General features: G+C 70.3%; 10 protein-coding genes and 4 pseudogenes. 6 read left to right on the top strand and 8 right to left on the bottom strand.

Going from position 1 to position 13785, the window contains the following annotated elements; all coding sequences use genetic code 11:
* The first annotated feature begins 1 nt into the window (after position 1).
* Positions 2–505: a TRAP transporter small permease gene (locus tag ACHMXE_RS04980; RefSeq protein WP_395347075.1), complete on the top strand. Its 504-nt coding sequence runs from the start codon at positions 2–4 to the stop codon at positions 503–505.
* Between the two features lie 28 nt (positions 506–533).
* Positions 534–1811 (top strand): TRAP transporter large permease subunit, encoded by a 1278-nt coding sequence (locus tag ACHMXE_RS04975; RefSeq protein ID WP_395347072.1) that lies wholly within the window; start codon positions 534–536, stop codon positions 1809–1811.
* A gap of 23 nt (positions 1812–1834) precedes the next feature.
* Here ACHMXE_RS04975 and ACHMXE_RS04970 read toward each other — a convergent pair whose 3' ends face one another.
* Both ACHMXE_RS04970 and ACHMXE_RS04965 read right to left on the bottom strand, forming a co-directional pair.
* On the bottom strand, positions 1835–2314 hold the full coding sequence (locus ACHMXE_RS04970; RefSeq protein WP_395347070.1) for a LysR substrate-binding domain-containing protein: 480 nt from the start codon (positions 2312–2314) through the stop codon (positions 1835–1837).
* Positions 2315–2639: 325 nt separating this feature from the next.
* Positions 2640–2759, bottom strand: a pseudogene (locus ACHMXE_RS04965) (LysR family transcriptional regulator); the annotation flags it as partial.
* Between the two features lie 196 nt (positions 2760–2955).
* On the opposite strand from ACHMXE_RS04965, the gene ACHMXE_RS04960 reads away from it, so the two are divergent.
* From ACHMXE_RS04960 to ACHMXE_RS04945, 4 genes and pseudogenes are all read left to right on the top strand, one after another.
* Positions 2956–4302, top strand: a complete 1347-nt coding sequence (locus ACHMXE_RS04960; protein WP_395347069.1) for an aminotransferase class III-fold pyridoxal phosphate-dependent enzyme — start codon at positions 2956–2958, stop codon at positions 4300–4302.
* A complete protein-coding gene (locus tag ACHMXE_RS04955; protein WP_395347068.1) occupies positions 4299–5111 on the top strand; it encodes an enoyl-CoA hydratase-related protein in 813 nt (270 codons plus the stop codon). Before ACHMXE_RS04960 ends, ACHMXE_RS04955 begins: the two co-directional genes overlap by 4 nt.
* Positions 5112–5135: 24 nt before the next feature.
* Positions 5136–6508 (top strand): annotated as a pseudogene (locus ACHMXE_RS04950) (AMP-binding protein); the annotation flags it as partial.
* Positions 6509–6550: 42 nt separating this feature from the next.
* Entirely contained in the window at positions 6551–7084 is a 534-nt protein-coding gene (locus ACHMXE_RS04945; RefSeq protein WP_395347437.1) for a hypothetical protein, read from the top strand.
* 13 nt (positions 7085–7097) lie between these two features.
* Here ACHMXE_RS04945 and ACHMXE_RS04940 read toward each other — a convergent pair whose 3' ends face one another.
* The 6 genes and pseudogenes from ACHMXE_RS04940 to ACHMXE_RS04915 form a co-directional block, all read right to left on the bottom strand.
* Positions 7098–8090 (bottom strand): ABC transporter ATP-binding protein, encoded by a 993-nt coding sequence (locus ACHMXE_RS04940; RefSeq protein WP_395347067.1) that lies wholly within the window; start codon positions 8088–8090, stop codon positions 7098–7100.
* Positions 8087–9092, bottom strand: a pseudogene (locus ACHMXE_RS04935) (ABC transporter ATP-binding protein). The gene ACHMXE_RS04940 and the pseudogene ACHMXE_RS04935 overlap by 4 nt, the downstream one beginning before the upstream one ends.
* Positions 9093–9112: 20 nt before the next feature.
* A complete protein-coding gene (locus ACHMXE_RS04930; protein ID WP_209542251.1) occupies positions 9113–10024 on the bottom strand; it encodes an ABC transporter permease in 912 nt (303 codons plus the stop codon).
* On the bottom strand, positions 10021–11217 hold the full coding sequence (locus ACHMXE_RS04925; protein WP_209542250.1) for a M20 aminoacylase family protein: 1197 nt from the start codon (positions 11215–11217) through the stop codon (positions 10021–10023). Before ACHMXE_RS04925 ends, ACHMXE_RS04930 begins: the two co-directional genes overlap by 4 nt.
* 11 nt (positions 11218–11228) lie before the next feature.
* Positions 11229–12195: pseudogene (locus ACHMXE_RS04920) on the bottom strand (ABC transporter permease).
* Positions 12196–12200: 5 nt separating this feature from the next.
* On the bottom strand, positions 12201–13775 hold the full coding sequence (locus ACHMXE_RS04915) for an ABC transporter substrate-binding protein (protein WP_209542248.1): 1575 nt from the start codon (positions 13773–13775) through the stop codon (positions 12201–12203).
* Between the last annotated feature and the right edge of the window lie 10 nt (positions 13776–13785).

Below are 13785 nucleotides of genomic sequence, written 5' to 3'. Positions count from 1 at the left end.
CATGCTTTCCCGCCTCTTCGAGCGCGGCGCCAACGTGTTGATGATCGCGATGATGGCCGTGATGGTCGCGCTCGTGTTCGGCAACGTCGTTCTGCGCTACGCCTTCAACTCCGGCATCGTGTTCTCGGAGGAAGCCTCGCGCTTCGTCTTCATGTGGCTCACGCTGGTCGGCGCGCTGCTGGTGATGAAGGACAACGCGCACCTGGGCATGTCGACCGTGGTGGCGCGGCTCGGCGAGCGCGGCCAGCGTTTCTGCCGCGGCGTGGCCGATCTCGGCGCGCTGGCCTGCTGCCTGCTGCTCGCGCATGGCAGCTGGAAGCTGGTGGTGATCGGCATGGACGACCGCGCACCGGTCACCGGCGTGCCGATCGGCCTGGTCTATGCCTGCCTGCTGGTCAGCAGCGTGGGCATGGCGCTGATGCTGGTCGGCTCGCTGTGGCGCCTCTTCACGGGCCGCATGGCGCGCGAGGAACTGGTCAACGACACCGGCAGTGCGGGCGAATGAGCGCGAACTAAAAGAACACGGGACATCCATGACCATCTTCGTATTCATCGCCTCGCTGCTCGGGGCCATGGCCTTCGGCATGCCCATCGCGTTCGCGCTGCTCGTCTGCGGCGTCGCGCTGATGGTGCACCTCGGCAACTTCGACACCCAGATCCTCGCGCAGAACATGCTCGAGGGCGTCAACAACTATCCGCTGATGGCAGTGCCCTTCTTCATGCTCGCGGGCGAGCTGATGAACGCGGGCGGCCTTTCGGCGCGCATCGTCAAGGTGGCCGACGCGCTGGTCGGCCACGTGCGCGGCGGCCTGGGCTACGTGGCCATCATCGCGGCCACCGTGGTCGCGAGCATCTCGGGTTCGGCCGTGGCCGACACCGCCGCCGTCGCGGCGCTGCTGATCCCGATGATGCGCAAGGCCGGCTACGACGTGCCGCGCGCGGCCGGCCTGATCGCGGCCGGCGGCATCATCGCGCCGGTGATCCCGCCCTCGATCGCCATCGTGGTGTTCGGCGTGGTGGCGCAGATCTCGATCACCAAGCTGTTCCTCGCCGGCCTGTTCCCCGGGATCATGATGGCGCTCACGCTCACCGCCACCTGGTGGCTGTGCGCGAAGAAGGAGAAGAACGTCGCGGTGCGCAGCTTCAGCGCGGGCGGCCTGGGCCGCGCGCTGCTCGACGGCGTGTGGGCGCTGGTGCTGCCGCTGGTGATCATCGGCGGCATGAAGTTCGGCGTGTTCACGCCCACCGAGGCCGCCGTGGTGGCGGTGGTCTATGCCTTCGTGGTGGGCCGCTTCGTCTACCGCGAACTCGAGATGCCGCGCCTGCCCGAGCTGGTGCTCAGCGCCGCCAAGACCTCGAGCACCGTGCTGTTCCTCGTGGCCTCGGCGCTGGTGTCGGCCTGGCTCATCACCATCGCCAACATCCCGGCGCAGGTGGGCGAGCTGCTCGAGCCCTTCGTCGACAACAAGATCCTGCTGATGTTCGTGATCATGGTGCTGGTGATCATCGTGGGCACCGCGCTCGACCTGATGCCCACCGTGCTGATCATGACGCCGATCCTGATGCCCGTGATCCACAAGGCCGGTATCGACCCCGTGTACTTCGGCGTGATGTTCATCATGAACAACGCCATCGGCCTGCTCACGCCGCCCGTGGGCACCGTGCTCAACGTGGTGGCCGGCACCTCGCGCGTGAGCCTCGACCAGGTGATCCGGGGCGTGTGGCCCTTCCTGCTGTCGCTCACCGCGCTGATGTTCCTGTTCGTGCTGTTCCCGCAGCTCATCACCGTGCCGGCGAGCTGGCTGCGTTGACAAGGTCAGCGACAGGCCCTGGCTCAGGGCCTGACCAACGGCGCGATGCCCGCGAAAGCATCGGCCGCCGCGCGAAGCCATTGCGTGAACGCCGCGACCGCGGGCCGGTCCTGCGTGCCGCGCTGGCACAGCAGGTGGTAGCGGTACGGGCCGGGCAGATCGACGGGCCAGGCCCGTGCCAGTTCGCCGCGCTGCAGCGCATCGCGCGCCAGCACGTCGGACGCGAGCGCCACGCCTTGTCCCGCGGCCGCGGCATCGAGCGCGAGATAGCTGTGCGAGAAGCGCAAGGCGGCCGCCGGTCGCAGCGATGCGCCGGATGCGACGCCCTGGGCCGCGAACCACGCCTCCCAGCTGATCTGCTCGGGAATGCGGGGCTCGAACTCGTCGTGCAGCAGCACCGTGTCGAGCAGATCGCGCGGCGACGCGGGCATGCCATGCCGTTCCAGCCAGCGCGGGCTCGCGACGGGATAGAAGGCCTCGTGTAGCAGCGGCTGCGCCTCCATGCCGGGATAGGGGGCCGGAGCCGAGCCGGATCGCCACGTCGACGCGATCGCGCGCGAAGTCCACCGGGGCCACCGCGGCGAGCACGCGCACCTCGACCGCGGGATGCGCGGCGCGGAACTCGCCGAGCCGCGGCATCAGCCAGCGCGTCACGAACGAGGGCATGGCGCTGACCGTCACCTCGCTGGCGCCCTCCGCATGCTGGCGCCAGCGCATCGATACGCGTTCGAGTTCCTCGAGCAGCGGCGCGACGCCGCGCAGGTAGGCCTGCCCGGCGTCGGTGAGTTCGACCGAGCGCGGCGTGCGCAGGAACAGCGGCAGGCCGAGCCAGTCCTCGAGCTGCCGCACCTGATGGGCCACCGCGCCGGCCGAGACGAAGAGTTCCGACGCGGCCTTGGCGAAGCTGCCATGGCGCGCGGCGGCCTCGAACACGCGCACCGACAGCATGGGGGAAGCTGGCGTGCCATGGCTATCGCTCCAGGTCCAGGGGAGGGGAAGGGCGCTCGGCGGGACATGCCGAGCGCGAATTGCTTTGCGGCTCAGGCCCCAAAGCTTTGGTTTGTCCGCGTGGACCCGCATTCCTATGCTTCATCGCAGCGATCCGCTTCAACTTTTCTTCACGCAACAACACAGAGGACAGACGATGGACCTTCAGATCCATGGCCAGGCCAACGCGAGCCTGCCCGCCGCCTACCGGCAGGTGCTGGTGTCGTGGTCGGTACAGGGCGGGCTCAACCCGCCCGTGATCACGCATGCCAAGGGCTGCCATTTCCACGACACGAACGGCAAGGCCTATCTCGACATGACGAGCGGCTACGTGGCGGTGCCGCTGGGCCACGGGCATCCGAAGGTGGTGCGCGCGATCCAGCAGCAGGCCGAACGGCTGTGCTGGGTGGCCTCGAGCTACTTCAACGACGTGCGCGCCGAATACGCCGAGTTGCTGAACCGCATCTCGCCGTGGAACGAAGGGCTGCGCGTGCACTTCGCGAGCGGCGGCGGCGAGGCCAACGACGATGCGGTGAAGATCGCGCGCCTCGTCACGCGCCGCCCCAAGGTGCTGACGGCCTACCGCTCCTACCATGGCAGCACGATCGGCGGCAGCGCGCTGACGGGCGTGGACCGCTGGCGCGACCCGCTGCCGAACCTGCCGGGCATGGTGAAGTTCTTCACTCCCTATCCTTACCGCAGTCCGTTCCACACGCGCGAGCCGGCCGAGGAATCGCGGCGCGCGCTGCAGCATCTGGAGCAGGTGCTGTCGCACGAGGGCGCGCACAACGTCGCGGCCATCGTGCTCGAGCCGATGACGGGCTCGAGCGGCATGGTGATCTATCCCGAGGGCTACCTGCGGGGCGTGCGCGCGCTGTGCGATCGCCACGGCATCCTGCTGGTGTACGACGAGGTGATGACCGGCTTCGGCCGGACCGGCGCCGCCTTCGCCGCGACGCGGCTCGGCGTGCTGCCCGACCTCATGTCCTTCGCCGAGGGCGCGAGCTCCTCGTACACGCCGCTGGGCGGGGTGCTGGTGCGCGAAGGCGTGGCGAGCCACTTCGACACCGAGCTGTTCGACGTGGGCCACACCCATGCGGGCCATGTGCTGGCCGTCGCGGGCGGCGTCGCCGCGCTGCGGGTCTACCTCGAGGAGGGACTGTTCGAGCGTGCCCTCGAGATCGAGAGCTGGCTGCGCGAGGGGCTCGGCGAGCTGCAGCGCAGGCACCCGGTGGTGGGCGACGTGCGCGGGCTCGGCGCGCATTTCGGCCTCGAGCTGGTCAAGGACCGCGAGACGCGCGAGCCGCTGGTGGAATGGCACCATCCCGGGGGCTCGGCGCCGATGAAGCTGTTCTACGGCGAGCTGATGAAGCGCGGTGTCCATGCCTATGGCCGGTACAACGTGGCGATGGTGTCGCCGCCGTTCGTGATCACGCGCGACGAACTGTCGCAGGGCCTGGAAGCCTTCGATGCCGCGCTGTCGGTGGTGGGGGCCGCGCTGTGAACGACGCCTTCGACTACCAGGACATCCGCTACGAGGAGACCGACGGAGTCGCGCGCATCACCATCGATCGCCCCGCGCGCTACAACGCGCTGCGCGGCCGCACGGTGGAAGAGCTGCTGCACGCGATCGGTCGCGCCGGCTGGAACCGCGACATCGGCGCGGTCGTGCTCGCGGGTGCCGGCGACAAGGCCTTCTGCACGGGCGGCGACCAGTCCGACCATGGCGAAGGGCAAGGCGGCTACGGCGGGCGCGGCACCATCGGCCTGCCGATGGACGAGCTGCAGAGCCTGATCCGCGACATCCCCAAGCCGGTGATCGCGCGCGTGCAGGGCTATGCGATCGGCGGCGGCAACGTGCTGGTCACGGTGTGCGACCTCGCCATCGCGAGCACCGACGCGGTCTTCGGCCAGGTCGGACCGAAGGTGGGCTCGGTCGATCCGGGCTTCGGCACCGCGCTGCTCGCGCGCGTGGCCGGCGAGAAGCGGGCGCGCGAGATGTGGTTCCTGTGCCGCCGCTACGGTGCCGACGAGGCGCTGGCGATGGGCCTGGTCAACCGCGTCGTTCCGCCCGACGAACTCGATGCGGAGGTGGAGCGCTGGTGTGCCGAGATCCTCGCGAAGAGCCCGACCGCCATCGCGATCGCGAAGCGCTCGTTCAATGCGGACTCCGAGAACATCCGCGCCATCGGCGCGCTGGGCTTCGAGGCGCTGGCGCTCTACTACGGCACGGCGGAATCGCGCGAGGGCGTGGACGCCTTTCTCGCGAAGCGCGCGCCCGATTTCCGTGCCGCGCGCCGGCGCGGCGGCTGAGCCGGCAGGAACGGAGGACGCGACATGGAATTCCCCGATCTCACGCTCTGGCGGCCCGATGCCGAACGCATCGCCTCGGCGCCACTCACCGCGCTCGCCCATCGCATGGGCCTGGCGGGTTATGACGAACTGCACCGGGTCTCGGTGGACGATCCGGCGAGCTACTGGCGACACGTGCTGGCGCAGCTCGACATCGTCTGGGATGCGCCCTGGCAACGCTTTCGCACCGATGCACCCGATGCCGCGCATCCGCGCTGGTTCGACGGCGGCCGGCTGAACTGGGTGCGCAGCGCATTGCGCTGGTCCTGCGATCCCGGGCGCGCGACGCAGCCCGCGCTGATCGCGGAGGCCGAGGACGGTCGCGTCGAAAGGATCAGCCACGCGGAACTCGCGCTGCGCGTGCGCCGCTTCGCCGGCGGCCTGCGCGCGATGAGCATCGCACCCGGCGACCGCATCGGGCTGATGCTGCCGATGGGTGCGGAAGCGGCCATCGCCTTTCTCGCCATCGCCGCGCTCGGGGCCGTGTGCGTGCCGCTGTTCACGGGCTTCGGCGCCGAGGCCATCGTCTCGCGGCTCGAGCTCGCGCAGGCGCGCATGCTGATCGCGGCCGAAGGCTTCCTGCGGCGCGGCCGCAAAGTGTCGGCGGCCGCGGCCGTCAACGAGGCGCTGACGCGACTGCCCCTGCTCGCGCAGGTGGTGGTGCTCGGCGAGCGCGATGCCATCGAAGGCGCCCGCGAGTGCCGCCCATGGGAAGAGCTCGCCGGCGCCGAGCCGATCGCGGACTTCGTCTCGATGGACCCGAACGATCCCTTCATGATCGTGTTCACCTCGGCACCACGGGCGCACCCAAGGGCACGGTGCATGTGCACGGCGGCTTCCCGCTCAAGATCGCGCACGACAGCGCCTTCCACTTCGAACTGCGGGCCGGCGACACCTGGTGCTGGCCTTCGGACATGGGCTGGATCGTCGGGCCGATCACGGTCATCGGCGCGCTGATCGCCGGCGCCACGCTGCTGTGCTACGACGGGGCGCCCGATTTCCCCGACTGGTCGCGCTTCGCGTCGATGATCGAGCGGCACGGCGTGACGCATTTCGGCGCCTCGCCCACCTTGATCCGCAGCCTGGCGGCGCATGCGGACGCGGCCACGCGGGGTGACCTGCGCAGCCTGCGCATGCTGATGGCGGCCGGCGAGGTGCTCGACCCCGAGCATTTCGAATGGTTCTTTCGTCGCTTCGGTCGCGGCGCGCTGCCGCTCATCAACTACACGGGCGGGACCGAGGCGTCGGGCGCCATCCTCGCCAACGTGCCGGTGCGGCCGATCAAGGCCTCGGGCTTCAACAGCGCCTCGCCGGGCGTGCAGGCCTTCGCGGCCGACGACACGGGCGCGCGCGTGGTCGGGGTGCCCGGCGAACTGACGATCGCGCAGCCCTTCGTGGGCATGACGCAGGGCTTCTGGCGCGACGACGCACGCTACCTCGAGGCCTACTGGCAGGCGGTGCCGGGTCGCTGGGTGCATGGCGACCTGGTCTACGAGGATGGCGAAGGCCACTTCTTCGTGCTCGGCCGCTCGGACGACACGCTCAAGATCGCGGGCAAGCGGCTCGGGCCGGCCGAGGTCGAGGCCGTGCTGCTGGCCGCGCTGCCGCTGAAGGACGCCGCCGCGGTCGGCCTGCCCGATCCGGTGAAGGGACAGAAGCTGGTGCTGGTGCTGGTACCGCAGTCGGCGGGGGATGGATCCCCGGACGGCGACGACCTGGCGGCGCGCGCGGCGGCCGCCATCGAAGCTGCGCTCGGCAAGCCCTTCCGGCCCGCGGTCGTGCATTGCGTCGACGATCTGCCGCGCACGCGCAATGGCAAGGCGATGCGCCGGGTCATCCGCCGCGTGCTCGCGGGACAGCCGCCGGGCGATCTCTCGGCGCTCGAGAATCCCGGCGCGGTCGAGGCGATCCGGCGACTCGCCGACACGGCCTGAGGGCGGGGGCCGTTCAGGCACGGCCCTCTTCCACCGCATGGCAGGCCACCTGCACGCCGCGGATGCTCTGGAGCTTCGGCCGCTCGGCCGAGCAGCGCGCATTGGCATGCGGGCAGCGCGGATGAAAAGCGCAGCCCGCGGGCGGATTGAGCGGGTTCGGCACCTCGCCCTGCACCGGCGTGCGCGCGCGCCCCGTGTGCTTCATCTGCGGGATCGCGTCGAGCAGCATGCGCGTGTACGGGTGCTGCGGCGTCGCGAACAGCTTCTGCTTGTCCGCCACCTCCACCAGCCGGCCCAGGTACATCACGCCCACCTGGTCGGCCACGTGGCGCACCACCGCGAGGTTGTGCGAGATGAACAGGTAGGTCAGGCCCTGCTCGCGCTGCAGGTCCTTCATGATGTTGAGCACCTGCGCCTGCACGCTCACGTCGAGCGCCGAGGTGGGCTCGTCGCAGACCAGGAACTCGGGCTGCGTGGCCAGCGCGCGCGCGATCGAGATGCGCTGGCGCTGGCCGCCCGAGAACTGGTGCGGGTACTTGCTCATGTCCAGCGGCGACAGGCCCACCGACTGCAGCAGCTGGCCCACGCGCTCGCGCAGCTGGGCCTTGTCGCTGAGGATGCCGTGCTCGCGCAGCGGCTCGCCGATGATGTCCTCGACGATCCAGCGCGGGTTGAGGCTCGCGTAGGGGTCCTGGAAGATCATCTGGATGCGCCGGCGCAGCTTGCGGCCCTCGGCGGTCTTGAAGGCCGCGTGCGCGTCCTGGCCGTCGAACTGCAAGCCGCCGCGCGTGGGCGCGTACAGGCCCACGAGCAGGCGCGCGACCGTGCTCTTGCCGCAGCCCGATTCGCCGACCAGCGCGAGCGTCTTGCCGCGCTCGATCGAGAAGCTCACGCCGTCCACTGCATGCAGCAGCACGCGCGGCTTGCGCTCGAGCACGCGGTTGAGCCAGGGCGGCGAGACGTCGAAGGTGCGTGCGAGGTCGTGGGCTTGGACGAGGGCTGTCATGGGCGGGCGAGGGAAGGATGAGAGGAAAGCGGGCTTGCCGTGGTGCGCGCATGCAGCCAGCAGGCCGCACGCGTCGCGCCCGCGGCGATCAGCTCGGGCCGTTCCTGCGTGCAGCGCGCGAAGGCCTGGCCGCAGCGCGGATGGAAGGCGCAGCCGGGAGGAATGCGGTTCAGGCGCGGCATCGCGCCGTCGATCTGCGCGAGCCGGTCGGGCGACGAGTCCATGTCGGGAATCGAGGCCATCAGCCCGGCTGCGTAAGGATGGGCGGCGTGCCGCACCACGTCGTGCACCGGCCCGATCTCGGCCACGCGGCCCGCATAGAGCACGGCCACGCGGTCGCAGGCCTCGGCGATCACGCCCATGTCGTGGGTGATCAGCATCACGGCGGCGCCGCGCTCGCGGCAGATGCGCCTGCAGCAGCGCGACGATCTGCGCCTGCACCGACACGTCGAGCGCGGTGGTCGGTTCGTCGGCCACGATCAGCACCGGCTCGGCCGCCAGCGCGAGCGCGATCACCACGCGCTGGCGCATGCCGCCCGAGAACTGGTGCGGGAAGTGATCGATGCGCTGCGCCGCGGCCGGGATGCCGGTCTCGTCGAGCAGCGCGATCGCGCGGGCGCGGGCCTTTCGGGGATCGAGCCGCAGATGGGTGCGGATGGCCTCGGTCAGTTGCTGGCCGACGGTGAACAGCGGATTGAGCGAGGTCAGCGGGTCCTGGAAGATCGAGCCGATGCGCCGGCCGCGAATGTGGCGCATGGCCTCGTGATCGAGCTGGTCGATGCGCTCGCCCTGCAGCCGGATGCGGCCGCCCGCGATGCGCCCGGGCGGCTCGAGCAGGCCGATGATCGAGGCGCCCGTCAGCGACTTGCCGGCGCCCGATTCGCCGACCACGCCGAGGATCTCGCCCGGTGCGATGGAGAAGCTGACCGCGTCGAGCGCGCGCAGGGTGCCGCGGCGCCCGGGAAATTCGACCACCAGGTCTTCGACGTCGAGGATGTTCATGGAATCCGTTCCTGGCGTGCTCATCGCAGCCTCGGGTTGAGCGCGTCGCGCAGCCAGTCGCCCAGCAGGTTCACGCTGAGCGCGACCGCGATCAGCATCAGGCCGGGGAAGAGCGCGATCCACCATTCGCCCGAGAACAGGTAGTTGTTGCCCACGCGGATCAAGGTGCCGAGCGAGGGCGAGGTGGGCGGCGCGCCGACGCCGAGGAAGGACAGGGTCGCCTCGGTCACGATGGCGGTCGAGACCTGGATGGTCGCGAGCACCAGCACCGGCCCGAGCACGTTGGGCAGCACATGGCGCCGCATGATGCGAAAGGGCGCGACGCCCGTGACCTGCGCGGCCTGCACGTATTCCTTGTGGCGCTCGGACAGCGTCGCGCCGCGCACGGTGCGCGCGTACTGCACCCAGCCGCTCAGCGAGATCGCGAGCACCAGCACGGCGAAGGCCACCGAGGCGTGCGCGTTCGGCAGCAGCGAGCGCGCCACCCCGGCGATCAGCAGCGCGGTGAGGATCGGCGGGAACGACAGCATGACGTCGCACACGCGCATGAGCAGCGCGTCGACCCAGCCGCCCGCGAAGCCGGCCAGCAAGCCGAGCGCGACGCCGACCACGGCGGAGACCGCGACCGAGGCCAGGCCCACGACCAGCGAGATGCGCAGGCCATGGATCACGGCCGAGAGCATGTCGCGTCCCTGGTCGTCGGTGCCCAGCGGGTAGTTGGCACTGCCTTCCGGTGCCCATGCCGGCGGCAGCCGCGCATCGAGCAGCTCGAGCCGGGTCAGGTCGAAGGGATCGTGCGGCGACACCCAGCCCGCGAAGACGGCCGCCAGCAGGCAGGCGAGTGCGACCAGCGCCGCCGCCATGGCGACCGGCGAGCTGCGAAAGCTGTGGCCGACATCGCTGTCGAGCCATCGGGTCCAGAGCTGTCTCATGGCGCGAGCAGGTCCTCGGCGAGTGCCGCGAACACGCCGCTGCCGACCGGGATGGTGGCGTCGTTGAAGTCGTAGCGCGGGTGATGCAGGAAGCGGCCGTCGGTCATGCCCTGGCCGAGCCGGAAGTAGGCGCCCGGCCGTTGCTGCAGCATGAAGGCGAAATCCTCCGATCCCATGCTGGGCTCCATGTCGCGGACCACGTGGGCCTCGCCGACCACCCGGCAGGCGACGCGCGCGAGCGCTTCGGCGGCCTCGGGGTGGTTGACGGTCGGTGGGTAGAGCTCCTCGTAGTGCACCTCGGCCTGGGCGCCGAAGGCCAGTCCCACGCGCTGCGCGGTCTCGATCAGGCGTTCGCGCAGCACGGCCTGCACCTGGGGCTTGAACCACTTGACCATGCCGTGCAGCTGCGCGTGGTCCGGAATGACCGACAGGGCCTCGGGCGCGCCCGACTGGAAGGACTGGAAGCTGATGACCGCCGCATCGACCGGATTGACGTTGCGGCTCACGATGGTGTGCACCGCCGAGACGATCCCGGAGGCCACGAGGATCGGATCGATGGCCTGCTGCGGATGGGCGCCGTGCCCGCCGCGGCCCTGCACGCGGATCGAGAAGCGGTCGATCGCCGCCATCATCGGCCCGGGGTTCAGCGCGATGGTGCCCGCGGGCAGTGAGGGCCAGTTGTGCAGCGCGAACACCTGCTGCGCGGGGAAGCGCTCGAACAGGCCGTCGCGGATCATCTCGCGCGCGCCGGCATGGCCTTCCTCGCCCGGCTGGAAGAAGAAGTAGACGGTGCCGTCGAAGTCGCGGGTCTGCGCCAGGTACTTCGCGGCGCCCAGCAGGATCGCGCAGTGCCCGTCGTGCCCGCAGCCGTGCATGCGGCCCGGGATGCACGAGCGATAGGCCGGATCGCCGAGTTCCTGGATCGGCAGTGCGTCCATGTCGGCCCGCAGGCCGATGCTGCGCCCGCTGGCCGTGGAACGGCCGTGCAGCACGCCGACCACGCCGGTGCGGCCCACGTGGCGGTGCACCTCGATGCCGAGCGCCTGGAGGAAGGTGGCGATGCGCGCGGCCGTGCGTTCCTCCTCGAAGCCGAGTTCGGGATGCGCGTGGAGGTCCTGCCGCAGCCGCGTCAGGTCGTCGTGGAACGCGCGCACCGCTTCGACGGTGCGCGCCAGGGGAGGCGTGGGATTCATGCGGGCCGCTTTCAGGCTGTCTCTAGACGGGGATCGATCGCGACATAGAGGATGTCCACGACCAGGTTGATGCACACGTACATGGCCGCGACGAAGCACAGGTACGCGGCGATGACGGGCGTGTCGGCGAAGCCGATCGCATCGACGAAACAGGGCGCCGAGGCCGGGCCACTGGAAGACGGTTTCGGTGACCACGGCGAAGGCGATGACCGCGCCGAGCTGCAGCCCCACGATCGTCACGACCGGCACCAGCGCATTGCGCAGCGCATGGCGGTAGAGGATCGCGCGCTCGCGGATGCCGCGCGCGCGGGCGAAGCGGATGTAGTCGGCGCGCAGCACCTCCATCATCTCGGCGCGCGCGAGCCGCACGATCAGGGCGAGCTGGAACAGCGCGAGCGTGACGGCCGGCATCGCGAGGTGCAGCCAGCCGTCGCGCGTGAGCAGCCCGCTCTTCCACCAGCCGATGGCCACCACCTCGCCGCGGCCGTAGGAGGGCAGCAGGCCGAGCGTGACGGAGAAGACCAGGATCAGCAGGATGCCGATCAGGAAGGTGGGCAGCGAGGCACCGATCAGCGACAGCGCCATGGTGCTGCGCGCGAACCAGCTGCGCGGGCGTACCGCGCACGCGACGCCCAGGAACAGGCCGGCCACCACCGAGACGAAGGCGGCGACCAGGCTGAGCTCGAGCGTGGCCGGCAGGCGCTCGGCCAGCAGTTCGCGCACCGGCCGGCCCTGGCGCAGCGACACGCCGAGGTCGCCTTGCGCGAGGCGCGCCGAGAAGCGCGCGAACTGCAGCACGAAGGGGTCGTCCAGCCGCAGCTCCTGGCGCACGCGCGCGCGGTCGGCATCGCTGGCATCGGGCCCCAGCATCTGCGTGACCGGGTCGCCCACGTGCTTGAACAGCCCGAAGGCAATGAACGCGACGGTGGCCAGCACCCCGATGGCCGCGAGCAGCCGGCGAATGAAGAACGCGAGCATCGGGCCTACCGGACGCTGATGAAGCGCAGGTTGACGCGGTTGTCGCTCTGCAGTGCCGCGTCGACGTTCTTGCGCATGCCCCAGGCCAGGCCCTGCTGGTAGAGCGGGATGTGGCCCACGTCGTTGCGGTGCAGGGTCATCGCCTGCGTGACCAGCCGCGTGCGCGCCTGCGGGTCCATTTCGGTCAGCACCTGGCCGATCAGCCGGTCGACCTCGGGATTGCTGTAGCGCCCGACGTTCCACTGGCCGGCCTTGCCGTCGCGCGTCGCCATCATCACGTTGAGGGTGTTGTAGGCGTCGAGGTTGACGGGCGTGTAGCCGAAGAAATTGAAGCTCGAGTCACCCGCGCCCACCTTGGTGAAGAAGCGCGCCCCCGGCAGTGCGTTGACCGCCACCTTCACGCCGATGCGCGAGAGCATGCCGGCGATCGCGGTGCAGACCTGCTCGTCGTTGACGTAGCGGTCGTTGGTGCAGTCGAGCGTGACCTCGAAGCCCGTCGGATAGCCGGCCTCGGCGAGCAGCTTCTTCGCGGCCGCGAGGTCGTAGGGGAAGGGTCGCGCCACCATGGCGGCGTCGACCGAGTTCACCCCGCGCGGCACGAGGATGCCGGTGGGCACCGCCGAGTCGCGCAGGATGCGCTTGCCGATCGCCTCGATGTCGATCGCCTGGTAGATCGCCAGCCGCACGCGGCGGTCGGCGAAGGGATTCCTGCCCTTGACGCTCGCGTAGCGCAGTTCGGGGCTGGCCTGGTCCATCGAGAGGAACAGGTTGCGGATCTCGGGACCCTGCAGCACCTTGTAGCCGGTCGAGGCCTCGACGCGCGGGATGTCCTGCAGCGGGATCGGGTAGGCGAAGTCGAGCTCGCCCGACAGCAGCGCCGCCACGCGGGTGGCGGCCGACGAGATCTTCACCATCGTCGCCTCGGTGATGTTGCTGGCGGGCTTGTCCCACCAGCCCGTGTGCGCCACCAGCACCGTGCGCACGTCGGGTTCGCGCACCGAGAGCTTGAAGGGGCCGGTGCCGTTGGCGTTGCGGGTCGCGAAGTTCTCGCTCTTTTGCCGCATGTCGGCCGGGCGCAGCGCGCCGTTCTTCTCGGCCCAGGCCTTGGACATCACCTTGAGCTCGGGCAGCGACTGCAGCAGCGCCGCGTTGGGGAATTCGGTCACGACATCGACGGTCGTGGCGTCCACCGCCTTCACGTCGGCGATCGAGGCGGCGAACACCTTCATGTCCGATTCGGGCGTCATCGCGCGCTTGAGCGAGAACACCACGTCATCCGCCGTCAGCAGGCTGCCGTCGTGGAAGCGCACGCCCTCGCGCAGGCGGAAGCGCCAGACGGTCGGCGCCGGCTGGGTCCACGACTGCGCGAGCGCGGGCTCGATGCGCTGCTCGCGGTCGCGCCGCACCAGCCCCTCGTAGATGTGGCCGAGCACGGTCATGGTCGGCCCGTGGTTGAAGGCATCCGGGTCCATGGTCGCGGCGTCGTCCTGGGACGCCCACTTGAACGCAACGGCATGCGCGGAACAGCAGAGCACGAGGGCGAGAAGGCCGGCGAAGCGGCGGAAGGCCCGAGGCGGCATGATTGACTCC

The sequence above is a fragment of the Variovorax sp. UC122_21 genome (assembly GCF_044056785.1).
In the GTDB taxonomy this organism is placed as follows: domain Bacteria; phylum Pseudomonadota; class Gammaproteobacteria; order Burkholderiales; family Burkholderiaceae_C; genus Variovorax.
The sequence above is the reverse complement of the archived record's forward strand: the minus strand, read 5'-3'. Positions and strand labels throughout refer to the sequence as shown.